The following is a 22,237-nucleotide window of genomic DNA, read 5'->3' on the forward strand; positions in this document are numbered from 1 at the left end:
CCTGCACCTGGATAGCCCAATTATTGTTGAAAAAATAATCTGATTTAGTCGCCAATTTGAACAGCAGGAATAGGCTCAACTGCGTTTTTTAGGTTGATGGACCTTAAAAGGGCTGGGGCTTGGCTAGGGCAGTCTGACGACATCGAGCCTAATGAGGTGCTTGAAATTCTCGAGAATATTTCTAATCAGCTCAATCAGAAAACAACGCTTGATTGCAGAGGTGTATCGGCCAGCTTTGTTGTGGGTCAATTACTTCAAGAGCTTTATAATCTTGATATGAGTGAGTTCGTTGCTGCGTTGCGCCATGACATCGAGGTCATTCGTGGCGAGTTTTCATCAGCACCGCCGCCGCCTTAATTAGCACCTATTTTTGATCGCGTGTGGCTTTTGCCTCCTGCAACGTCTGGTAGCAATGCATTTTGTTGTATTGTTGCTGTATTTGAGTGCGTGAGGCTTGGCGTTGGAAGCCGCTAGGGTTACCGTTGGCATCTTCATTGCCGAACAACATTTGACGCTGTAAGGTGTTGCACTGTTGGATTTTGGTTGGTGCACTGTTTTGTGGGTTAAAACCACAGGCAGACAGTAGCAAGCTTGAACCTGTCATAATGGCGATTAAATGTAATTTTCGTTGCATATCCCGTCTATCCTTGTAACCATTGATGACGAAAGTGTACACCAGGAATAGATAATGACAAAAAGGAATAAAATAAAAATGCCACAAGACCCTTGTGCTCAGCGAGAAGCCCTTAATTACGAGAACCCGATCCCCTCACGTGAGTATATTTTGAGCGTTTTGAAAGAGGCGGGTGAGCCCTTATCACAAGACGATTTGGCAGAAGCCCTCGACCTTCATGATGATGAACAGCACGAAGCCTTGCGCCGACGCTTGCGCGCTATGTGTCGCGATGCGCAGCTCATGGTGTCGCGCAAAGGTTTATACGGTTTGATTGATCGCCTGCATTTATTGGCCGGTCACGTTGAAGGCCGCAAAGACGGCAACGGTTTGTTTTTCCCGGAAGATGGCAGTGAGCCTTTGTTTGTGCAAGCCAAGAGTATGCGCCAAGTCATGCATGGCGATAAAGTTTTGGTGCGCGTGCAACGCGGCATTGAAATTCGTGGCAAACGTGTGGCCAGCATTGTTGAGGTGACTGAGCGCAAAGAAGGCTTGATCGCTGGGCGCTTTTTCAAAGAAGAGGCTTTGTTTGTGGTTGAGCCGGATAACCAACGCATTAATCAGTCGATTATTATTCCTGAGGATAAACGCCACGGCGCCAAACATGGCCAGATGGTATCAATCAAAGTCGTGACACCGCCTAATCGCCATACGCCGGCGATCGGTGAAGTGGTGGAAGTCTTGGGTGAATACTTAGCCCCTGGTATGGAAACTGATGTGGCCATTCGCTCGCATGATTTACCGCATCTTTGGTCAGATGCTTGTGTTCGCGAAAGCGAGGCGATAGCGGATACAGTACAAAACAGTGATTTAGAAGGCCGCGTGGATTTACGTGATAAGGCCTTTGTGACCATCGATGGTGAAGACGCGAAAGATTTTGATGATGCCATTTACTGTGAAAAGCGTCGGGGTGGTTGGACTTTGTGGGTGGCCATTGCCGATGTGAGTCATTATGTAAAACCCGGCAGTGCCTTAGATGAAGAGGCGATCAAGCGCGGCAACTCGGTCTATTTTCCCAAGCGCGTGATCCCGATGCTCCCTGAAAAGCTGTCTAATGGCTTATGTTCTTTGCGCCCCGAGGTGGATCGCTTGGTTTTAGTCTGCGAAATGACTGTTTCGAATAAAGGTAAAGTCAGTCAATCCCGTTTTTACTCAGCGGTTATTCATTCTCATGCGCGTTTAACTTATACTGCAGTGGCTGATATGACGCAGTACGCACGTGATGATGTGCGCAAGCAGTATCGCCATGTGGTTTCACATATTGATGAGTTGTATGAGCTTTATGGTGTATTGCATGACTACCGCATGGATCATGGCAGTTTGTATTTTGAAGTGCCGCAGCCGCGCTTTATTTTCGATAAACAACTTAAGCTCGAGAAAATTTTGCCCGTGCATCGAAATGACGCTCATTGTTTGGTGGAAGAATGTATGCTCGCGGCGAACGTGTCCGCGGCTAAATTTATATTGGAGGCAGAAGTCGACGGTGTTTACCGTGTTCACCCGGGTCCTAAACCGGATAAAATCGCTGACTTGCAATCCTTCTTGCGTGTGATGGGTTTACACTTGGGTGGCGAGTTAAAGCCGGAGCCCAAAGATTATGCCAAACTCGTGTCTGAGGTGGAGTTGCGCCCCGATGCGGCTATCATTCAAATGCAGCTTTTGCGCTCATTGCAGCAGGCTTATTACAGTGTGGATTGTGCGCTGCATTTTGGCCTGGCGTTCGAGCATTACACCCACTTCACTTCACCGATTCGCCGTTATCCGGATTTGTTGGTGCACCGTATTATCAAAGCGATTTGTGAGCAACAAAAAGCGCCACACCCCTTGGCGAGCTTAAAGCGTTATGCGCAGCATTGTTCGCAGACCGAGCGTCGTGCTGATGAAGCCACGCGCGATGTGGCTTCGTGGTTAAAGTGTGAGTTTATGGCCGGCAAGGTCGGCGAAACCTTTGAGGCGATTATTGCCAGTGTCACCGGTTTTGGTTTTTTTGTGGAGCTTTGCGATACCCTGATCGAAGGCTTGGTGCATGTGAGCTCTTTGGATAATGATTATTATACCTTCGATGAAATCCGTCAGTGCTTGTACGGTGAGCGCACGCGCAGACAGTTTCACTTGGGTGATTCAGTGCGCGTTCGTTTGGTACGTGTGAGTTTGGATGATCGTCAGATTGATTTTGAGCTGGATGCACCGCCGGTTGAAACACCGAAAAAGAAAAAGCGCCGCCGAAGACGTTGACGTCTTAGCCCCTGCCTTTTAGACTGTGGTTCGAGTTCATTAAAAGGAAGGGATACCATGAAACGAGTTTTACTATTGGCTTTAGCGGCTGCGGGCGCCTTAAGTTTGGCAGCCTGTTCGCGCAGTGCCAGCGTTGCGCCGGGCGGCAACCCTGCGCTGGTTCATCACTCGGATGACGCCAAAGGCCAAAATGTATTTCCTGAAACACGCCCAGCCACCGGCAAGCGCGTGTTTATCTTTGATCCGAAGGACACCGCCTGGGCAGCCTATGATGAAAACGGCCACCGCGTGAAAACCGGTCGTGCTTCGGGTGGTAACAGCTGGTGTGAAGATATCGGTCGAGCGTGTAAAACAGCCGTTGGTAAATTCACGGTGTACGCGAAAAAAGGCGAAGAGTGTCAATCTAGCCGATACCCACTGGAAACCAATGGCGGTGCACCCATGCCACATTGCATGCATTTCTATAAGGGCTACGCGATCCACGGCGCCTACCATGTGCCCGATTACAATGCGAGCCATGGTTGTATCCGGGTCACACCCAGCGCCGCACAATGGTTGAACAACGATTTCATGCGCGTGGGCACCACAGTGATTGTGGAACCTTACGGTCACTCATTCTAAACAATGGCTGCGGCCGGCCGGCCCGCCGCACCCGTATTAGCGTCGTTGCTTGGCTGCAGGCTTAAGCTTTGCTTGTATAGCACGAACATCATTGAAGTACATGCAAGCATGAGGGAAAAGGCCAGGCTGGCAGTCTCGCCGACACTCGTTAAGTTGGCTTTCCATTGCTCGTTAGTTTGTTGTGGCGCTAGGCTAAAGGCGATAATAGCTAGGGTTGCCTGAAGCAAGCCAAGAAGCCCTTGCAGAATAGACCACATGTAGACCTCTTTTTGGGTGTTTTGTATATCTAATTGAGTGCGTGAGTCGAGGGCGGTTGCTCTAGAAACGAGATCACTGCATAGGACTAGAGGCGTTGCGCATAAGCCGGTAAGCAGAGGGTAGGTTATAGCAAGACCCATCAGATTGCTTCCTATAAAGATAGGGATAGAGGGTGAAAAAAAGAGCAGGAGGGCAAGCGCTAGACTGCCTAGCTTAAAACGATGCATAGTTTCTTTCGATAATGGGTAGCGGGGCATAAGAAATCTCCTTCTTTCCAGCCAGTATACTCAAAAAAGCTTAACAAATTATTACAATGACATGTCCTAGGTGATACGTTATGATCGCGTCATCATTTAGTGGAAATATCGTATGGATCAGGTGTTTGGCTTACACGCTGTCGAAAGTCTATTGCGCTTTCGCTCACAACATATTCGGCAGTTGTATAGCTTATCGAATCGACACGACAAACGTATGCAGCATGTGCTGGATTTAGCAAAACAAGCCGGTGTTCACAGCCTGTCGGTACCGAGAACCGAGCTAGACCGTTTGGCCGGTAGCAGTAAACATCAGGGTATTTTAGCTCAGGGCGATTTTCAGCTTGCCTTGAATGAAAATGATTTGTTTGAGGCACTCAAGCCGCTGGACCACCCCCCTTTTTTATTGGTGTTGGATGGTGTTGAAGACCCTAGAAACTTAGGTGCATGTATGCGTGTGGCCGATGGCGCAGGGGTCGATGCCGTGATTGTACCGAAGCATCGTGGTTGCGAGGCGACAGAAACCGTGCGCAAAGTGGCTGCGGGCGCCTTTGACTCCGTGCCGCTGATCCAAGTGAGTAATTTAGCGCGTGTGATTAAGCAGCTTAAGCAAGACGGTATCTGGTTTGTGGGTGCGGCAGATGAGGCTGACCAAACCTTATATGATGTGGATTACACGGGATCTTTGGCGATTGTGGTCGGCAATGAAGGCGATGGCATGCGCCGTTTGACAAAAGAACACTGCGATCATTTGGTCAGCATCCCTATGAAGGGTTATGTCTCAAGCTTGAATGTGTCGGTGGCCACGGGTGTGATGCTGTACGAAGCCTTACGCCAACGTGGGGTAAAGTCATGACTATCAGTGTGATCAAGCCCAATCGTGACAAAGCGCTGTTTTTGGCAAAAAAACAATTACCGGCTTTTGTTTGTGATGCGGTTAATTTAGAAGGTATTCATTATACCTTGCCTGAGGTGCAAACCTTGCTCGATGGGATCACCGTCGGTGGCCACACCTTGAGCGATGAGAAAATCACATTAAACCAAGCAGCAGCTTGGCGTTTTTTGTTTTCGGCGATAGAGTCTGGGCAGTTCGCTTTGAGCCAGCCCTTTGCTTGCCAGTTACATGCCATTGCAGCTAAAGAAGAATCGCTAACGTGGGGACGGTTTCGCGACGGGGGTGTCTCGATCGTCGGCACAGATTATCAGCCGCCGGCTGCCGGTGAGCTTTCTCATTGTTGGCAGACGATGGAGACAGCGGCAAGCGCGATAGCAAAACCTTATGAGCGCGCCATTTTTATATTTTTAAGCATGGCACGCACGCAATTTTTTTACGATGTAAATAAGCGCATGGGACGGTTTATGATGAACGGCCTCTTGTTGGATCAGGGTTTGCCGGCGATCAATTTGCCAGCGGCCAGGCAGCTTGAGTTTAACGAAAAGATGCTGAGGTTTTACCAAAGTGGCGATGTGAGCGAGATGACAGGGTTTATACTGACCTGCCTTGATAGCACCACAGTCGCCATTATGTCAGAATAAAAAGATATTGCATCGTTTCAAGAAATTTATATAATAGCCCTTCCTAACGTGCCGGCGTGGCTCAATTGGTAGAGCATCTGATTTGTAATCAGGCGGTTGGGAGTTCGAGTCTCTCCGCCGGCACCATTATATTTAAGCCTACTTTTAAGTAGGCTTAAATATAATGCTTTTCTGCTGATACGCTCGATCCCTTATCGCCTGATTACAAATCAGATTCCTTTGTATTGAGAGGCGGTTGGGTAGTTCGACCCATTTTGCAGGATTGCAAAATGAGTCCCTTGCCGCGCAGCGGCGAGGACCCGAAGGGCGAGCGTCCCAGGGATGGGCGCGAGTAATCTCTCCGCCGGCATTCTTCTTCGATATGAAGCCTGGGTTGAAATGCGACGCATTGATAACCCGGGAAAATCAAACCCGGCCTATCGCGCCTTTGGCGCTCAATCCAGGCTAACTAAGGGTTGGTATGTTGATTGATTCGATGTGCAATCCAAGGCGTGTGGGGTCATCCATGTAGTCAAAGCGTCCGTACATTTTACGCGCCAGATAGGCTGCAAGTGGCAAGCTGATCACGCGATTGCAATGTGTATACGGCGTGCCTGCGTGTGGTTTGGCTTTTCGGCAAACGAAGCGGCCATTTTTTTGGTACCAATAATAATTGTTGGGGTAAAGTGTGGTGGCTTCGGCGAGCATCAACTCTTTGCATTGCTTTTGTCCACAATAAATAGGTGTGACGCTGCAGGCTTTTTCGTTGTCACTATTAAGTCGGCAGCTTGTTTGATAATAAATGAGTTGATTTTTACGGAAGGTTTGACGGTACAAGATCGCCATGTGCCCAATGATAAGGCGACTGCCAGAGGTGGCCGGTTTGTTGCGAACAAATTCCACGATAGATGGTGTTGGAATCTGTTTGAACGCCGATAAATTTTCAGTATAGCCTCGGTCGGTTTTTGACATGAGCTGTGATTTTGGAATGTAGCTGAGTGTCACAATTTGTTTGTCAAAGCCTGTAAGCTTTTCTGGAGGATAGGGGCCAAGTAAGCGCTTGAGCATCGCCTGTCCAACGGCGGGTGTAAAAACACGGATGGTTTGCTGGGGCTTGGTTTTCTTGTCTTTAAACCAATTGTTTCGCGTGATAGTCACCGTGATGTTTTTTGTTTTTAGCTGAGTAAAGTGCGCACTTTTAATGTAACCGTTTTTCTCGTTATTAGGGTTAAAGTCCGCACTGATAAAATGATTGCGGTTAAAGTAGTGAACTTGGCTTGCGCTGTAACCCGGCGCGGCACCGTAGTTGATACGTAATATCGTTTTATCAAACTGATCGATATTATTCGAATTGGCTAGCGCGAGGATCATTGAGGCAAAAGTGGTGCAGTCAAAACCATCGGTACGATAGACGGGATCTTGTTGAATATGCATGGCACCTGGCGTGTAATGCCAGTGGCCGGCTTGCCAATCACTTTCACCGGTTGCGCTTTGATATAAGTAAGGTTTATTGAGAAAGGATTTGATTAATTGAATGATAGTTTGATCGGGCGATTCCTGTGTGCTTTTCTTTTGAAGAATGTTTTGAATCTTGATTCGCGAGGCGTGAAAAACTTGTTGAAGCCTTTGTTTGTTTAGCAGTGTGTAGTTTTGTGCGGTGGTGCTCGCATAATTGTTTGAGAATATGGCGCTAACAACGCCTGCGGCCATAAGAATAAAGCAGGCTTTTTTCATGCTTGGATTTCAGCCAAGTGGTTAGCCTCAAGGGCTGCGAGATACTGATGCCACAGTGTTTCACTCGGTTTTTGATCATCTTTATGTGGCGTTGCTTTGCGAGCTTTTGACAGTGCGCGCGTGGCTTTTAATATCTGAAGTTTAAGCGCGTGATCTGCTTCGGCGTAAACATTTTCCAAGCCACACAAGAGTTGCGCTGTTTTTTCAAAGCCCAACATGGTTTCATGCAATGCGCGACGTTTTTTCGGCAGCCAAACGATTTCATAAAAGGCATCTGCATACAGTGTTCGGTTCTCGCTTAGCGATTGCTCTAGCAAATTTCTTGCATCATTTAGGCTTTTGGCATCTTTTTGAAAACTTAAGAGATACTGTTTTACAGCATTTTCTGTGCGAATGAAGCTTTCTTTAAGTGTGCGTATTTGACCGACAGGAAAAAACACTGCGCTCATGATAACAGCGATCAAGGCACCCAAACCCGTGTCGTAACAGCGCGCAGGGATGAGGTGCAAGGTTTCATTCGGTGCGACAGTGGCGATCAGCATCACGACCATGGCCGATAGTGGCACGACAAAAATGCCATAGTTCGTGATGTTAAACGCTTTCGCATAAAAAGCTAAAAACACGGTAAGCACGAGCAAGGCTTGCGCCAGCCAAGCGTCGTGAATAAAGACCACGATGGTACTACCGATTAAAATGCCGAGCAGTGTGCCGAGAAAACGCTGAAGACCGCGGCGCAAGGTGCTGCCGAGTGAAGCCTGTAAGACTATCATGGTGGTCATCGGCACCCAAAAGCCCTGAGTGAGTCCGGCATAATCTTGAACGAGTAGGGCGATAAAAACGGCTAGGCCCATACGCAGCATTTTAATCGGTAAAGCCTTATTCATCGATTGAGGCTCCCAGGGCTTGCAGCGCGATGTCGCGTTGTTCAAACAGGTTTATCAGGCGGTGCGTTGCTTCGGTTTCAGTGAGCGGTCCGAGTGGAATCCTCGTTTGCGTGAATTGTGCTAAGCGAGGCTTGAGTGAGGTGTATAGACCATGAGCCAATGTCGTTTTGTCATCCAGTTCAAAGAAACGCAAATTACCAATATCGATTGCGAAAGCTCTGAGCCCTTTGATGTAAGCTGCACTGTCGGAAAAAGGTTTGGCGAGCGTGAGTAGCTCGCGCTCTTGTCGAAGTAAGCGGTTGCGCAATTCATGTAGACGTTTTTCTGCAGATGTTTTGCTCGCCATTGTGCGCAGCTCAAGCATAATCAGCTCAGCAATGTTGTGGCGATAGACCTTTAATAGACGCTGAAAATATAAAGCTGGGTTTTTTCGAAACGTGAAACTCGCAATCAATGCGCATGCTGTGCCAAGCAGCATAAAGCTAAAGCGCTGCAAGCCGCTGCCGCCAGGTAACAAGGGTAAGCCCAATGAGATCACCGCATAGAGCAAAACAAAAAAGGCGCGAACAGTGGATTCATGTCCTTTGCGTGAGTAGTAGACAAAGGCCATGGCCAGTAGTGCGAAGACGGGCGCGCTGATCAATAACCAGGGGCGCAGTGTGATCATGAGCCAGGCAATCAAGGCCGAGAGAATCCCGCAAATAATCACAGACAGGTGTGGGGTGAAACTCAGTTTGCCCACGCGCGTTTGCATAATGAAGGTCGCGGCTAATACAACCCAGTAATGCTCAGGGTAAGCCCAAAGTGAGCGATACAGTAGAATCGATAGAAACACGGCAAGCGCTGTGCGAAGACCTTGCTGTAAAAAGCTGTGGCAAGGGTCGAAGCGGTAAACAAAAAAGCGTTTAACAGCGCCTAGCATCTACGGTGCTTTGCCTAAATGAACCCAGTATGTCAGCGCGGCCATCAGCGCAAAGCCTAAAATATACGCCAAGCCGTAGCCAAAAACGCCCACAAGCACAATGGCCACCACGGCACTGGCGAGCGCGCCACGCGCTAAAGACAAACGTTTATAGACAAAGAAGGCATAGACCAGTGCAGCAAAAAAAGCCACGCCAATGGCCAGGCCGACATACACGCCGAGGTTTGCAGAAAAATCACGGCTGCCTTTGAACTTGAACCAGGCTGAATAGTGGTGGCCAACAATCACAGCGAGTCCGCTCAACATTAGCCAGAAACCGTGCAGGCCTAAAATGATCGCGACAGCAATGGCGATGATGCCTTTTAAGATATCGCCAATCAGTGCGGCAAGCCCGATGGGCCAATGAGGTGAGCGCAGCAGAGCCAGGCTGCTGTTTGTGGTGGGCTCTATTTCATCGCTGGTGATGAATTCATAGGCTTTGATCGCAATTCGATCAAACAATAAACTGCCCAGTGCATAGGCGATAATGAGTGATAGTATAAAAAACAGCATAAGCCTTAGCGCCCCTTGAAAATCAGCGCTCATCATATCAGCTCGCAAGAGTAAATCAAACTGGCTTTTTTGGGCTGGGACGGGTAAAGTGTCCGCCGCTATAAGGGGGTCGTTGTGTTACGTCGAGGGTGTTTTTTTGCTGTTTTGTTGGGCATTGCCAGCTTGGCTTGCGCAAAAGGCGCGCAACTTTCGTCACACTCGCTGCCGATCGATTATCAGCTTTCCTACGATGCGGTAAAAACCCAAGGCCAAAGTCGCCGTATGGGCCTGGTTGGGTTTAAGGTATTGCCTCAGTGGACGAAATATTTCAGCTTGGGCGTGGCGGCCTATGCGCCGATCACAGGTGAGACGGGCGGGTTTTATGCCTGGGGCCTTGCGGCTAATCTCAAAACACCGAAGTGGCATCGAGCGTATCTTAGCGCGGGTGGTTTTGCCGGCGGTGGTGGCGGCCACTCATCGGGTTTCGGTAGCGGCTCTATTCTCAATGGCGACGTCGCATTGATGTATGATTTCCGCTATTTTAGCTTAGGGCTGCATTACAGCTATTTTTATTTTCCTTCGGTTCATAAGCAGAGCAAGCAGCTGGGTTTGACGCTAAGTTTGCCTTACACCTTGTTGTACGAGAACCCAAGGCTAATGGGCCAAAGCTATCAGAACCATTTTTTGAGCACCTCAAAAAACTACATGGCGCTCGTCGGTCAGGCGTATGTGCAGAAAAAAGGCACTAAAAACACGGCGGGTGAGACGCAAGATGGCACGATTAAGCTGGTGGGTCTCGATGTGGGTCATTACTTTACGGGCCACTGGTTTGGTCATTTGGAATTCGCAGGCGCTTTTTCCGGTATTCCGAATGGCTATATGGATGTCTTGGCAGGCCCTGGCTATAGCTATTATTTATCGCCCATGATTTCTCTTAATGCCGCTTTGGATATGGGCACAGGCGGTGGCGGCTCTGTCGATACCGGTGGCGGATTTTTGTGGGGTCCTGAGCTTGGTCTGACGGCGCATTTTTCACCGCATTGGGGGGCGGGTCTTTCAGCCGGTTATTTGGATGCGCCGGGCGGTCGGTTTAGCGCTTGGACGCTCTCAGGCGAGTTAATGTACTGGTTTGACAGCGCCGTCTTAACGCAAGAAGTGAATAATGAGGTCAAAGCCTATGAAACTGCTTGGCGAGTGCGTGCCGGTAACGAGACGGTTTTTGATGCTAAGCGTGAAAACGATGAGCATAATGATACCTTGCAGTTGGTCAATATCAGCATTGACCGCATGATTACACCGCATATTTACCTGACTGGGCAGGGCGCTTCGGCATACTCTGGTTATCATATTGGTGGTTTACAAATCGGCATGTTAGGCGTGGGGGTACAAACCTCTTCGCTGCGCGCCTTGCAGCTTTATGGTGAATTGCTCGCCGGTGCGGCCGGCGGTGGCGGCTTAGACCTTGGCAAGGGTGGTGTGATGCAGCCAAAAGTCGGTTTGAGTTATTACTTCACGCCTTATATTGGCTTGCAAACCGATGTGGGTGAGCTGTATGGCCTAGATTCTCACTTTCATTCCACCACGGTGGGTGTGAATATGGTGGTGAGTTTTGGGCAGTTGGAGAAAGCCGCGGATGTTTGATCGGGTTTTGTTTGTGTGTGTGGGTAATATCTGTCGAAGTCCTTTGGCAGAGTACTGGGCGCGAGAACAATTAACAAAAGCTGGGTATTCTGTTGCGTGTTCTTCGGCGGGCTTGTCTGCTTTAGTCGAAAGCCCTATGGATCCGCATTCTTTAGCGATATTGGCTGAGCAAGGTATTGATGGCGCTGCCCATCACGCTCGTAAGATTGATGCAAAAATTGTCAGTGATGCTGATTTGATCTTCACTATGGAAGCCTGGCAGACCGACGAATTACTCCTTGCTTTTCCAGGGGCGCGTGGTAAAGTTTTTCGCCTGGGCCATTGGGTGGCGAGCGATATTGCAGATCCGTACAAACAACCGCGTGACGCGTTTGATGCAATATTTGAACAAATAAAAAATTACTGGAGCGCTTGGCAAGCGAAGTTATGGGAAAACTAAAGTACACACTCGCACTGCTCTCATGTTCGCTTTTGGCTGCTTGCTCCGTCGTGCCGGGTACTTACTTCTCTTATAATAGTTTAAACGATACCTATGTCGCTAATGGCAAAACCCACCATGTGTACATTGTGCCCGTAACAGCTAACAGTATCGCCAAGCATTACAGCGCACCGCGGGATTATCGAGTCGGCCCTTACGATATCTTAAATATCATTGTCTGGGATCATCCCGAACTCACCACGCCGACCAATCAAGAAGCTAACCCCGAACAAACCGGTATTCTAGTTTCACAAGAAGGTGATATCTTTTTCCCATTTGCCGGTAGTGTGAAAGTCTCTGGTTTAACGTTGAATCAAATTCGTGTGCTCTTGGAAAGCCGTATTCGCGCCTATATTCGTGATCCGCAAATCAGTGTGCGAGTGGCAGTGTTTAGAAGTAAAGAAGTGCAGGTGATGGGTGAAGTCGGTAAAGCCGGCGTGCAGCCGATCACCGACAGGCCATTGAGCATCATGGATGCGATTAATAATGCGGGCGGCGCCAATACAGTGACCGCTAATACTAGCCAAATTTATGTCTTGCGCTACACCAAAGGCAATATTTACGCATTCTGGGTGAATGCACAAATGCCCGATCAAGTCGTTGCGGCTGAGCATTTCTACTTGCGCAATAATGATGTGGTCTATGTACCACCAGCCGGTGTGTCGGCTTGGAACCGCGTGATTACGCAAATATTGCCGACGCTTTCGGGTGCGTCTTCGACGAAATCAGTGACGGGGGTTTAGGGATGTCGACCATGCATTCAGAGTCACGAATGGCGGAAGAGCAAGAAAATACTATTTTAGATTTAAAACAGCTATTGGCGCTCATTAAAAACAACCGCCGTTTTGTGTTGGTGATGAGTGTAAGCTGTTTCGTTTTGGGGCTATTATTTGCTTTTCTTAAGCCGCCTGTTTATCAATCGTCTGCGTTGATAGAAATTAAAAACGGTCAGGATGGCATGTCTAATTTGGTTGCGCTTCTGGGTAATGCGCCTGCCGCATCGGGATCACTTTTTTCGCGTCAGGCTTCGGAGTCTGATATCGAAACTTCCTTGTTACAGTCTCGCTATATTTTAGGCCAAGTGATTCGTCAAATGGGGATGAACCTTGTGGCTTACCCTCGCAAGGTTCCTCTGTTGGGCCACGTATTTGGTTTGCTCCACCGAGGCAATAAACCCGCCGCATCTTTTTTGGGTCTTAATGCGTATGCTTGGGGTGGTGAATCGATTAAGCTTGCCAAGCTTGATGTTCCGCAAGCACAGGAAGGCCGGGCATTTACTTTGAAGGCGCTGCCGGATTCGCGTTACGCGCTTTATGCCCCTAGCGGCGCGTTTGTGCTTAACGGTAAGGTCGGTGAGCTTGAGCATTCAAAGCGCGCTGCCTTTCCAGTGAGTATTGAAGTGGATTCCTTAGTAGCCCGCCTCGGTTCAAGCTTCATGGTTGAGAAACAAGAGGCTGGCCTTATGGTGGACAGTATTTTGTCTCGTTTGCAAATACAGGAGCAGGGGCAGCAGACTGGAATCCTTGAGCTTGATTACCAGGCGAAAACGCCCGACCAGGCGCAAAAAATATTGAATACCATTTTGGCAGTGGCTGTGACTAAAAATATTTCTGAGAAGTCGGCTGAAGCTGCTAAAACGATGGCATTTTTGAAAAAACAAATGCCTGATTTGGATAGTCAGCTGAGTCAAGCTGAGACAGCGATCGCCAACTACGGTAAAAAAACGGGCGTGGTTGATCAAAAACTCGAAGCGCAAGTATTGCTGCAGAATTTAAATTCTTTGGAGCAATCCTTGGAAACGGTTAAGCAGAAGAAGCTTGAGCTGTTGCAGAATTTTACGCCAAAGCACCCTTACGTGATTGCGATCAGCCAGCAAGAAAAACAGCTTGAGGCTCAGATCAATAAAATCGAAGGCGAGCTTAAAAATGCCCCAGCGAAAAATTTAGCGCTGGCTAATATGCAGCGAAATTTAGATGTAGCGGGTCAACTCTATCAGACGACACAAGTGACGATGCAGCAAATGCAAATGCTTAAGGGTAGTACCATCAGTGATGTGCGCCTGTTAAGTTCGGCAAGCTATCCTGCCTATGAAGCGCCACGAAAAATACCATTAATTGCTTTCGCGGGCTTGTTTTTTGGGTTTGTATTGGCAGTGCTTATTTTAGTGTTGCGCCAGTTGCTTTCGCCGAATGTTGAAAACCCTGAGGTCATTGAGGCAGCCTTACAGCTACCGGTACTGGGGGTCTTGCCGTACAGTGCTGCCGAGGCGCGGCTTCAAAAAGATGCGAAAAAAATTAGGCTTGGTGTGAAAGCTGAAAAGCGTTTCTTGCTCAGTGAAAGAGAGCCTAAAAACGTTGCGGTGGAATCACTACGTAGCTTGCGTACGGCCCTGGGTGTGATGATGGTGGGTCGAGCCTGCCCCATTATCGGTGTCAGTGGCGTTAGTCCGGCTGCGGGTAAAAGCTTTATTTCAGCAAACTTGGCTTTTCTTCTGGCGGGGATTGGTAAACGGGTTTTGTTGGTCGATTTGGATATGAGAAAGGGCCATTTAAATCGCTACTTCAATTTGCAAGTTGCGCCTGGGATGGCTGAGTATTTGAATGAGCAGGTTTCATTCCAAGAGGTCTTACATAGGAATGTGGCTAAGGGGCTGGATTTTGTGGCGGCAGGTGAGCGCGCGTCGCACCCTGCGGAGCTCTTAAACCAGTTCGATTTTAGCGCTTTTTGGAAAGGGTTGACGGCTGAGTATGACTACATTATTGTCGACACACCGCCTGTTTTAGCTGTGTCTGACCCTTTGCTCACTTTAAAACATACTACTATTAATTTATTGGTCATTGGTGCTGGCAATGATAATTTACATCAGATACGCCACACGCAAAAAGTATTCACTAAATCGGAAGTCGCTTTGCACGGCGTGGTGCTTAATCACGTGAGCAAACGCACGACCGAGGGTCACGCTGGGCGGTATAGCTATTATTATGACTATGAAGACAAGAAAAAATCCTAACATCATTTCAGTGATTGGCTTAGGCTATGTCGGCTTGCCATTGGCGTGTGCCTTTGCAGAAAAATTTGATGTGATCGGCTTTGATTTGAATCAAAGCCGCGTGGATGCCCTGCTTGGGGGGGTTGATGCCACGGGTGAATGTGAGCCGGCTCAGCTTGACAACCCTCGCTTACTATTGACGACGGATTCGGCTAAGTTAAATCAAGCCACGTTTCATATTGTGGCCGTACCCACCCCGATTGATGACGCACAGCAGCCTAACTTAAAACCTTTGCTCGGTGCTTCAGAAACGATTGGCAAGGTACTAAAGCCGGGTGATATCGTGGTGTATGAATCCACTGTGTACCCGGGTGCTACCGAAGAAGATTGTGTGCCAGTCTTAGAGCGTGTATCGGGCCTTAAAGCTGGACAAGATTTTTTTGTGGGCTATTCACCCGAGCGCATTAACCCGGGGGATAAAGAGCACACCTTTAAGAAAATTATGAAAATTGTTTCAGGCCAAACGCCTGAAACTTTAGAACAGGTGGCTGAAGTGTATGGTGCTGTGGTTGAGGCCGGCGTGTATAAGGCTTCATCCATTCGTGTCGCTGAAGCGGCCAAGGTGATTGAAAATACGCAGCGCGATTTGAATATCGCTCTTGTGAATGAATTGGCTGTGATTTTTAACGAGCTCGGTATCGATACGACTGAGGTTTTGCAAGCGGCTGGTACGAAATGGAATTTCTTGCCGTTTAAACCGGGTTTGGTGGGCGGTCACTGTATTGGCGTGGATCCTTACTATTTGACGCATCGCGCGAAAAAAGCGGGTATTCACCCGGAGGTCATTCTAGCGGGCCGTAAAACCAATGATGGAATGGGGCAGTTTATTGCCGAGCAAACCATTAAACGTATGAGCAAGCTTTCATTGGCGCCGTTCAATACTCAGATCGCCATCTTAGGTTTCGCGTTTAAAGAGAATTGCCCGGATACGCGCAACACGAAAGTGATTGATATTTACCATGAGTTCCAGGCTTATGGCGCGACACCACTCGTCTGTGACCCTGAAGTATCGGCGGATGAAGTGAGCCATGAATATGGTGTAGCTTTAAGTGATATGGCTGATGTTCGGGATGCGGAAGTGGTGGTGCTAGCTGTGGCGCATAAAGCATTCACTCCAGTGTATGAAAATATTAAAACGGCTTTTCCACAGTTAAAGTTATTGCTGGATGTGAAAAGTGCTGTACCAGCAGCCCTCCAGCATGGCTCAGTTGAGGTTTGGCGCTTATGATTAAAAAACCTTCGGTTGCGGTTATTGGGTGTGGCTACTGGGGTAAAAATCTGGTCCGTAACTTCTATGAGCTGGGTGCGTTAAAAGCTATTTGTGATGTGAGCTCGGCCAATTTGCATGCCATGTCAGCACAATATTCTGGCCTTATTGAATATAGCGATGTGCAAACTCTGCTAGCTGATGAAACGATTGATGCTGTCGTCATTGCTTCTCCGGCTGTGTTACACTTCAACATAGCCAAGCAAGCCCTTCTGGCGGGTAAAGATGTCTTTGTTGAAAAGCCTCTGGCTTTAGAGGTTGCTGAAGGCGAGGTGTTGGTTGAGCTTGCCAAAAGCCAAGGTCGCATTCTTATGGTGGGGCACCTTTTGCATTATCACCCTGCTGTAACAGCGCTCAAAGAACTGATCGGACGAGGGGAGCTCGGTAAGCTCCAGTATATTTATTCTAACCGCTTAAATTTCGGCAAAATTCGCCGTGAAGAAAATAGCTTATGGAGTTTTGCACCACACGATATCTCTGTCGTGTTAGGTCTGATTGGTGGTGAGCCTAAGTCAGTGTCTGCGAAAGGGCATGGCTACCTTCATCAGCAAATTGCAGATGTTACTATGTCGCAAATGACCTTTGATAGCGGCATTAATGCCCATATTTTTGTATCATGGTTGCATCCTTTTAAAGAGCAAAAACTGATAATCGTTGGCAGTCAGAAAATGGCTGTATTTGATGACACTTTGCCATGGTCTGAAAAGTTGGCACTGTACTCTCATACAGTGCAGTGGCCAAGTGGTATTCCTGAGGCCGTTAAAGCTGAGGTAGAATATCAGCCATTAGAGGTTTGCGAGCCTTTGAAATCAGAATGCCAGCATTTTTTGGATTGTGTGCTCAAACGTGATCGACCGGTCACTGATGGTGAGGAGGGTCTTCAAGGTCTGCGTGTTTTGGCTGCTCTTCAGAGATCCATGGAGTGCGAAGGCAAATCAGTTGAGTTAAAACCACTGGCTAAGCAAACCTATTACGCTCACGAAACTGCGATCATCGACGATCATGTTAGCATTGGTGAGAGGACTAAGCTTTGGCATTTTACGCATGTGTTACCTCATACCAAGATTGGCCAAGCCTGCTCATTTGGGCAAAATTGTGTTATCGGCCCTAAGGTTTCTATTGGTGATGGTGTCAAGGTTCAAAATAATGTGTCGATTTACGAAGGTGTTGAAATTGAAGATGATGTGTTTTTAGGACCTTCGATGGTTTTTACCAATGTGACAAACCCTAGAAGTTTCATTATTCGAAAAGATGAGTTTAAGAAAACCTTGTTGAAAAAAGGCTGCTCAGTTGGGGCTAATGCCACAATTGTTTGTGGTGTTACGCTGGGTGAGTATGCTTTTGTCGGTGCGGGTGCGGTTGTGACGAAGGATGTTTTACCGCATGCGTTAATGGTGGGTATGCCAGCACGCCAAGTCGGCTGGGTCAGCCGTGCTGGCAACAATCTTGCATTTAATGATGAGGGTGTTGCGTTTGATCACAAAGAAGGCGCGTCGTATGCGCTTAAAAATGGTTGTGTTGTGCATATCCTTGATTCTGTAGAGGCTTAGTATGAATCTCCCTTTTGTTAATCTTAAAGGTCAGTATGAGTATTATCGTGCTGAGTTTGATTTGGCTATTCAGTCTGTCATCGATAGTACGCAGTTTATTATGGGTGGGCCAGTTAAGACGCTGGAGTCTCGTTTGGCCCAGTATTGTGGCGTGAAACATGCTATTGCTTGTGGTAATGGCACGGATGCTTTGCAGATTGCTTTAATGGCCATTGGTATTCAACCTGGTGATGAGGTCATTACTACGCCGTTTACCTTCATTGCCACGGCTGAAGTGATTGCACTTTTGGGCGCCAAGCCTGTGTTTGTCGACATTGAAGAAGATACTTATCTTATCGATCATCGTTTGATTGAAGAAAAAATCACGAATAAAACACGTGCAATTATTCCTGTATCTTTGTACGGCCTAGTCCCTGATATGGCGGCAATTGATGAGGTAGCTAAAAAAAGTAGCGAGCGTATCGGCCAGAAGATTTATGTGATTGAAGATGCGGCGCAAAGTTTTGGCGCAAGCTACCAGGGTAAAAAATCCTGCGCGTTGAGTGATATTGCTTGCACGAGCTTTTTCCCAACCAAGCCTTTGGGTTGCTATGGTGATGGCGGTGCGTTATTCACAGATGATGACGAGTTGGCGCTGATCATGCAGCAAATTCGTATACATGGCCAAGAAAAGCGTTATCACCATGTTCGTGTAGGGGTGAATTCCCGCCTAGATACATTGCAGGCAGCAATTCTCAATGTAAAATTGGATCACTTTGATGAAGAGCTCGTTGGGCGTGAAAAAGTGGCTAGGGCCTATGAGTTGGTTTTAAAAGGTAAAGAGATTGCTTTGCCAGTAGCGCGAGAGGGTCGTATCCACGTCTATGGTCAATATACTGTGCGTGTTAGCGATCGCGATACCTTTATTGCAAAGCTTAAAGAAAGAGGCATTCCAACGGCTGTGCATTACCCGGTGCCTTTAAATCAGCAGACGCCATTTAAAGATAGTTCGTTCACGCCGATTTCTGACAAGGTTGCACAAGAGGTCGTAAGCCTGCCGATGCCGCTTTATTGCGATTTGTCTTATATGGAGTCTTTAACAGATTTATGACATTTGCCATGCTTGTGACAATACTCACCTGCATGGGTGTAATCGCAGCACTGTTGAGTAATCGCTTCCGCCCAGAATGGGTCATACTTTCTTCGGTTGTCGTTTTATTAGTTTGTCACGTAATCACCCCGGCGCAAGGCTTTGCTGGTTTTTCTAATCCGGGCGTGATTATTATTGCAGCATTGTATGTGGTGGCGGCTGGTATTGAAGAAACAGGCGCCTTGCGTTTCGCGCTGGAGTTTTTGTTGTCTAGGCCTAAGCGGTTATCATCAGCCATGTTTCGACTGGTGAGCATTACTGCGGGTTTAAGTGCTTTTTTAAATAATACGCCTATTGTGGCGATTCTTATTGGTCAGGTACAAGTCTGGGCGAAAAAGCTTGGTTTTCCAGCTTCTAAATTATTGCTGCCCTTGTCGTACGCGGCGATTTTAGGTGGGATGTTGACTTTGATTGGTACGAGCACCAATCTTGTGGTGAGTGGTTTGCTAGTATCAATGTTCCATATCCATTTGGGGATTTTTTCAATTTTTCCTATAGGCTTTGTGGTTTTGGTGTTGTGTGGTACTTGGTTGGTTTTTTTTGGTTCACATTTATTACCGTCGCATCAAGTCTTGGTTGATATGACCGAAAACCCCAAAGAATACAGCGTATTGATGCGTGTTTCTCTGGGTAGCCCTCTTGTGGGTCAGTCACTGGCAAGCGCGCATTTGCGAGAACTGGCTCATGGTTACCTGGCAGAGATTGAGCGTAATAGTGTCATGTTGGATTCTGTCAGTGCTGAAACTTTGCTCAAGGTTGGCGATAGGTTGATGTTTGTCGGTGGCGTGGATTGTGCGCGTGAGCTAAAAGCTATTGAAGGGCTTGAGACTGATGCTCATAGTGAGCTTGATGTGAAGCATCATGCACGCGAGTTTGTAGAAGTTGTATTATCTGCTCAATCGCCCTTGGTGGGGCATTCAGTGAAAACGTCGGGTTTTCGTCGTCGCTATCAAGCTGTGGTTTTGGCTGTATCGCGTGACGGGGTTCGCTTGTCTCAAAAAGCAGGTGATATTGTTTTGCAAGCTGGTGATACCTTGCTGTTGGAATCGGGCGCGAATTTTGCGAAGAAATATCGCCATAGCCGTGAATTTCTATTAGTTAGCGTTTTGGGCGATGTTAATCCTTCGAGAAAACACAAAGCCCCTGTTGCGTTAGGAATCTTGTTGGGCATGGTGATTTTACATGTCGCAGGCTTGCTCGACATGGTGACTGCCTCGGTTACTGCGGCACTTTTGATGGTGGTGCTGGGTTGCTTACGACCGGACCGGGCGAAAAAAAGCATTCATTTTGATGTCTTGTTAGTGATTGCGGGCGCGATGAGTTTGGGGCAGGCTGTGCTCAGCTCAGGCTTAGCTAGTGTAATATCGCACGGCCTGCTTGAGCTATGTGGACACTCGCTTGTTTTGAGTATGGTGCTGCTTTACTGTGTCACGGTTTTGTTTTCTTCTGTAATTACCCATAGCGCCACAGCGGTGTTGATGTTCCCAATCGCTGCGAGCATGAGTCATTTGCTTGGTGTGTCGGTTGTGCCCTTTGCGGTTACAGTGATGTTTGCGGCTTCAGCAAGTTTTTTGACCCCTATTGGTTACCAGACTAATATGATGGTCTGCGGCCCTGGTGGCTATCGTTTTGGCGATTATGTCAAAGCGGGTTTACCTGTGACGTTTTTAGCAGGTTTGGGTGCTTTGTGTACAATCCCCTTTGTTTTCCCATTTTAACGTGTTTTTTTGTGTGAAACTTGCTTGGCTTTTGTGGTATGATTTTGCTGCTTTTTTTGGGGGAAATATGGAATTGCTCAATACGCCGCATGGCGGTGCCCTGGTTGATTTGTATGTTGGCGAGTATAATAAAGCCAGTTTAACGACTCTGCCCTCTTGGGATTTAACTCACCGTCAGCTTTGTGATCTCGAACTTCTTTTGTGTGGAGGGTTTTCCCCTTTAACCGGGTTTATGACGCAGGCTGATTATGAGTCAGTGCTAAGTGATATGCGCCTAAGCTCGGGGGTATTATGGCCGATGCCGATTACTTTGGATGTGTCAGAACCTTTCGCCGAAGGCGTGAATCTTGGTGAAAAGCTTGTGCTTCGTGACCCAGAAGGGGTAGCGATTGCTGTTTTAACCGTGAGTGATAAATGGGCGCCAGATAAAGACCATGAGGCGAGATCGGTTTTTGGTACTGAAAGTTTGGTGCATCCTGCGGTGGCATATTTAAAAAACACAGCAGGTGCTGTGTACCTGGGTGGCGAGCTTCAAGGTTTGACTCCACCCACACATTATGACTATTTATACTTACGCTCAACGCCTAAAGAGCTCAGAGAGCGTTTTGCCCGCCAGGGCTGGCGCAAGGTCGTCGCTTTTCAGACGCGTAATCCCATGCATCGGGCACACCAAGAGCTCACGTTTAGAGCGGCTAAGCAACTTGAGGCCAATCTGCTCATTCACCCTGTTGTTGGTATGACTAAGCCTGGCGATATTGATCATTACACGCGAGTGCGTTGTTATGAGAAAATTCTGAATCAATACCCTGAGCAAACTACAATGCTGTCTTTATTACCGCTTGCGATGCGTATGGGTGGTCCACGTGAGGCAGTTTGGCACGCGATTATCCGTAAAAACTATGGCTGTACGCACTTTATCGTTGGTCGTGATCACGCGGGCCCTGGCAAAGATGAGAATAACCAGGATTTTTATGGCCCTTACGATGCACAAAGGCTGGTCAAGCAATACCATGATGAATTAGGTATCGAGATGGTGCCATTTCAAGAGATGGTATATTTGGAAGATAAGGCTGAATATGTCCCCATCAATGAGGTCAAAGAAGGTGAATCGGTGTTGACGATTTCGGGTACTGAATTTCGCCGTCGTCTGCGAGAAGGTTTGGAAATCCCTGCATGGTTCTCTTACCCCTCAGTCATTAAAGAACTTCGAAAAACCACCCCGCCGAAATCTAAGCAAGGTTTTGCGGTGTTTTTTACCGGGCTTTCGGGGTCGGGTAAGTCAACGCTAGCCAACGCACTGCTAGTTAAGCTTATGGAGCACGGTGGTCGCTCAGTAACACTCCTCGATGGTGACTTGGTGCGTAAAAATCTATCGAGTGAACTAGGTTTTTCTAAAGAGCATCGTGATTTAAATATTCTACGTATCGGCTATGTGGCCTCTGAAATTGTTAAGCATTATGGTGTGGCCATTTGCGCGCCAATCGCGCCATATGCTTCTGTTCGACAGCAGGTTCGAGACAGTGTGTCTCAGTATGGTGGTTTTGTGGAAGTGCATATATCAACGCCTTTAGAGGTTTGTGAAGCCCGTGATCGAAAAGGTTTATATAAGAAGGCACGTGAAGGAGTGATCAAAGAGTTTACTGGTATTAGCGATCCCTACGAAATACCCGATAAGGCTGAGTTGGCTCTTGATACAAGCAATGTAACGGTAAACGAACTGGTGCAAGAAATTATGTTAAAGCTTGAAAGTTTAGGGTATATCGAAACGCAAGGATAGA

The 22,237-nt window shown here is 47.8% G+C and carries 20 protein-coding genes and 1 tRNA gene; 15 read left to right on the forward strand and 6 right to left on the reverse strand.

Going from position 1 to position 22,237, the window contains the following annotated elements:
- The first annotated feature begins 96 nt into the window (after positions 1 to 96).
- Positions 97 to 357 (forward strand): hypothetical protein, encoded by a 261-nt coding sequence (locus tag COV52_00265; protein ID PIR12093.1) that lies wholly within the window; start codon positions 97 to 99, stop codon positions 355 to 357.
- A 7-nt stretch (positions 358 to 364) separates the two neighbouring features.
- Here the strand turns inward: COV52_00265 and COV52_00270 are convergent, their stop codons facing one another.
- The gene (locus COV52_00270) at positions 365 to 634 is read right to left on the reverse strand and encodes a hypothetical protein (protein ID PIR12094.1); all 270 of its coding nucleotides are present in this window, start codon (positions 632 to 634) and stop codon (positions 365 to 367) included.
- 78 nt (positions 635 to 712) lie between these two features.
- Here COV52_00270 and rnr point away from each other — a divergent pair, with 78 nt between their 5' ends.
- A complete protein-coding gene (gene rnr, locus COV52_00275) occupies positions 713 to 2,908 on the forward strand; it encodes a ribonuclease R (protein ID PIR12095.1) in 2,196 nt (731 codons plus the stop codon).
- 57 nt (positions 2,909 to 2,965) lie between these two features.
- Positions 2,966 to 3,529 (forward strand): L,D-transpeptidase, encoded by a 564-nt coding sequence (locus COV52_00280; protein PIR12096.1) that lies wholly within the window; start codon positions 2,966 to 2,968, stop codon positions 3,527 to 3,529.
- Here COV52_00280 and COV52_00285 read toward each other — a convergent pair.
- Entirely contained in the window at positions 3,526 to 4,044 is a 519-nt protein-coding gene (locus tag COV52_00285) for a hypothetical protein (protein PIR12097.1), read from the reverse strand. The two genes, COV52_00280 and COV52_00285, sit on opposite strands and share 4 nt — an antisense overlap.
- 112 nt (positions 4,045 to 4,156) lie before the next feature.
- On the opposite strand from COV52_00285, the gene COV52_00290 reads away from it, so the two are divergent.
- The 3 genes from COV52_00290 (at position 4,157) to COV52_00300 (ending at position 5,703) form a co-directional block, all read left to right on the forward strand.
- On the forward strand, positions 4,157 to 4,897 hold the full coding sequence (locus COV52_00290; protein PIR12098.1) for a 23S rRNA (guanosine(2251)-2'-O)-methyltransferase RlmB: 741 nt from the start codon (positions 4,157 to 4,159) through the stop codon (positions 4,895 to 4,897).
- On the forward strand, positions 4,894 to 5,577 hold the full coding sequence (locus COV52_00295; GenBank protein PIR12099.1) for a cell filamentation protein Fic: 684 nt from the start codon (positions 4,894 to 4,896) through the stop codon (positions 5,575 to 5,577). Before COV52_00290 ends, COV52_00295 begins: the two co-directional genes overlap by 4 nt.
- Before the next feature lie 50 nt (positions 5,578 to 5,627).
- Positions 5,628 to 5,703: transfer RNA gene (locus COV52_00300), tRNA-Thr, on the forward strand.
- 318 nt (positions 5,704 to 6,021) lie between these two features.
- On the opposite strand, the gene COV52_00305 is transcribed toward COV52_00300, so the two are convergent.
- From COV52_00305 to COV52_00320, 4 genes are read right to left on the reverse strand one after another with little or no spacing between them, the layout of a single operon-like run.
- Entirely contained in the window at positions 6,022 to 7,290 is a 1,269-nt protein-coding gene (locus COV52_00305) for a hypothetical protein (GenBank protein PIR12100.1), read from the reverse strand.
- Positions 7,287 to 8,174: a hypothetical protein gene (locus tag COV52_00310; GenBank protein ID PIR12101.1), complete on the reverse strand. Its 888-nt coding sequence runs from the start codon at positions 8,172 to 8,174 to the stop codon at positions 7,287 to 7,289. The genes COV52_00305 and COV52_00310 overlap by 4 nt, the downstream gene beginning before the upstream one ends.
- Positions 8,167 to 9,096: a hypothetical protein gene (locus tag COV52_00315; GenBank protein ID PIR12102.1), complete on the reverse strand. Its 930-nt coding sequence runs from the start codon at positions 9,094 to 9,096 to the stop codon at positions 8,167 to 8,169. Before COV52_00315 ends, COV52_00310 begins: the two co-directional genes overlap by 8 nt.
- Positions 9,097 to 9,684: a hypothetical protein gene (locus COV52_00320; protein PIR12103.1), complete on the reverse strand. Its 588-nt coding sequence runs from the start codon at positions 9,682 to 9,684 to the stop codon at positions 9,097 to 9,099.
- A gap of 78 nt (positions 9,685 to 9,762) precedes the next feature.
- Between COV52_00320 and COV52_00325 the strand changes: the two genes are divergently transcribed.
- The 9 genes from COV52_00325 (at position 9,763) to COV52_00365 (ending at position 22,236) form a co-directional block, all read left to right on the forward strand.
- Positions 9,763 to 11,268, forward strand: coding sequence for a hypothetical protein (locus tag COV52_00325; protein ID PIR12104.1), 1,506 nt, complete (start codon positions 9,763 to 9,765; stop codon positions 11,266 to 11,268).
- On the forward strand, positions 11,261 to 11,707 hold the full coding sequence (locus tag COV52_00330; protein PIR12105.1) for a phosphotyrosine protein phosphatase: 447 nt from the start codon (positions 11,261 to 11,263) through the stop codon (positions 11,705 to 11,707). Before COV52_00325 ends, COV52_00330 begins: the two co-directional genes overlap by 8 nt.
- Positions 11,695 to 12,489 carry a hypothetical protein gene (locus COV52_00335; GenBank protein ID PIR12106.1) on the forward strand — a complete coding sequence of 265 codons (795 nt, stop codon included), beginning with the start codon at positions 11,695 to 11,697 and terminating at the stop codon, positions 12,487 to 12,489. Before COV52_00330 ends, COV52_00335 begins: the two co-directional genes overlap by 13 nt.
- A gap of 2 nt (positions 12,490 to 12,491) precedes the next feature.
- Positions 12,492 to 14,756 carry a hypothetical protein gene (locus COV52_00340; GenBank protein PIR12107.1) on the forward strand — a complete coding sequence of 755 codons (2,265 nt, stop codon included), beginning with the start codon at positions 12,492 to 12,494 and terminating at the stop codon, positions 14,754 to 14,756.
- Positions 14,728 to 16,023, forward strand: a complete 1,296-nt coding sequence (locus COV52_00345) for a GDP-mannose dehydrogenase (GenBank protein ID PIR12108.1) — start codon at positions 14,728 to 14,730, stop codon at positions 16,021 to 16,023. The genes COV52_00340 and COV52_00345 overlap by 29 nt, the downstream gene beginning before the upstream one ends.
- Entirely contained in the window at positions 16,020 to 17,612 is a 1,593-nt protein-coding gene (locus tag COV52_00350; GenBank protein PIR12109.1) for an oxidoreductase, read from the forward strand. Before COV52_00345 ends, COV52_00350 begins: the two co-directional genes overlap by 4 nt.
- Before the next feature lies 1 nt (position 17,613).
- Positions 17,614 to 18,702, forward strand: coding sequence for an aminotransferase DegT (locus tag COV52_00355; GenBank protein ID PIR12110.1), 1,089 nt, complete (start codon positions 17,614 to 17,616; stop codon positions 18,700 to 18,702).
- Complete coding sequence (locus COV52_00360) at positions 18,699 to 20,459, forward strand: SLC13 family permease (GenBank protein PIR12111.1); 1,761 nt, start codon at positions 18,699 to 18,701, stop codon at positions 20,457 to 20,459. Before COV52_00355 ends, COV52_00360 begins: the two co-directional genes overlap by 4 nt.
- 67 nt (positions 20,460 to 20,526) lie before the next feature.
- On the forward strand, positions 20,527 to 22,236 hold the full coding sequence (locus tag COV52_00365) for an adenylyltransferase (protein ID PIR12144.1): 1,710 nt from the start codon (positions 20,527 to 20,529) through the stop codon (positions 22,234 to 22,236).
- Position 22,237 lies beyond the last annotated feature (1 nt).

It is taken from the genome of Gammaproteobacteria bacterium CG11_big_fil_rev_8_21_14_0_20_46_22 (assembly GCA_002796245.1).
Taxonomy (GTDB): domain Bacteria; phylum Pseudomonadota; class Gammaproteobacteria; order UBA12402; family UBA12402; genus 1-14-0-20-46-22.

Excerpts from the sequence above, each read along its gene's own strand:
- COV52_00265 (PIR12093.1), top strand. The coding sequence starts at position 97 with ATGGACCTTAAAAGGGCTGGGGCTTGGCTAGGGCAGTCTGACGACATC.
- COV52_00270 (PIR12094.1), bottom strand. The coding sequence starts at position 634 with ATGCAACGAAAATTACATTTAATCGCCATTATGACAGGTTCAAGCTTG.
- rnr (PIR12095.1), top strand. The coding sequence starts at position 713 with ATGCCACAAGACCCTTGTGCTCAGCGAGAAGCCCTTAATTACGAGAAC.
- COV52_00280 (PIR12096.1), top strand. The coding sequence starts at position 2,966 with ATGAAACGAGTTTTACTATTGGCTTTAGCGGCTGCGGGCGCCTTAAGT.
- COV52_00285 (PIR12097.1), bottom strand. The coding sequence starts at position 4,044 with ATGCCCCGCTACCCATTATCGAAAGAAACTATGCATCGTTTTAAGCTA.
- COV52_00290 (PIR12098.1), top strand. The coding sequence starts at position 4,157 with ATGGATCAGGTGTTTGGCTTACACGCTGTCGAAAGTCTATTGCGCTTT.
- COV52_00295 (PIR12099.1), top strand. The coding sequence starts at position 4,894 with ATGACTATCAGTGTGATCAAGCCCAATCGTGACAAAGCGCTGTTTTTG.
- COV52_00305 (PIR12100.1), bottom strand. The coding sequence starts at position 7,290 with ATGAAAAAAGCCTGCTTTATTCTTATGGCCGCAGGCGTTGTTAGCGCC.
- COV52_00310 (PIR12101.1), bottom strand. The coding sequence starts at position 8,174 with ATGAATAAGGCTTTACCGATTAAAATGCTGCGTATGGGCCTAGCCGTT.
- COV52_00315 (PIR12102.1), bottom strand. The coding sequence starts at position 9,096 with ATGCTAGGCGCTGTTAAACGCTTTTTTGTTTACCGCTTCGACCCTTGC.
- COV52_00320 (PIR12103.1), bottom strand. The coding sequence starts at position 9,684 with ATGATGAGCGCTGATTTTCAAGGGGCGCTAAGGCTTATGCTGTTTTTT.
- COV52_00330 (PIR12105.1), top strand. The coding sequence starts at position 11,261 with ATGTTTGATCGGGTTTTGTTTGTGTGTGTGGGTAATATCTGTCGAAGT.
- COV52_00335 (PIR12106.1), top strand. The coding sequence starts at position 11,695 with ATGGGAAAACTAAAGTACACACTCGCACTGCTCTCATGTTCGCTTTTG.
- COV52_00340 (PIR12107.1), top strand. The coding sequence starts at position 12,492 with ATGTCGACCATGCATTCAGAGTCACGAATGGCGGAAGAGCAAGAAAAT.
- COV52_00345 (PIR12108.1), top strand. The coding sequence starts at position 14,728 with ATGACTATGAAGACAAGAAAAAATCCTAACATCATTTCAGTGATTGGC.
- COV52_00350 (PIR12109.1), top strand. The coding sequence starts at position 16,020 with ATGATTAAAAAACCTTCGGTTGCGGTTATTGGGTGTGGCTACTGGGGT.
- COV52_00355 (PIR12110.1), top strand. The coding sequence starts at position 17,614 with ATGAATCTCCCTTTTGTTAATCTTAAAGGTCAGTATGAGTATTATCGT.
- COV52_00360 (PIR12111.1), top strand. The coding sequence starts at position 18,699 with ATGACATTTGCCATGCTTGTGACAATACTCACCTGCATGGGTGTAATC.
- COV52_00365 (PIR12144.1), top strand. The coding sequence starts at position 20,527 with ATGGAATTGCTCAATACGCCGCATGGCGGTGCCCTGGTTGATTTGTAT.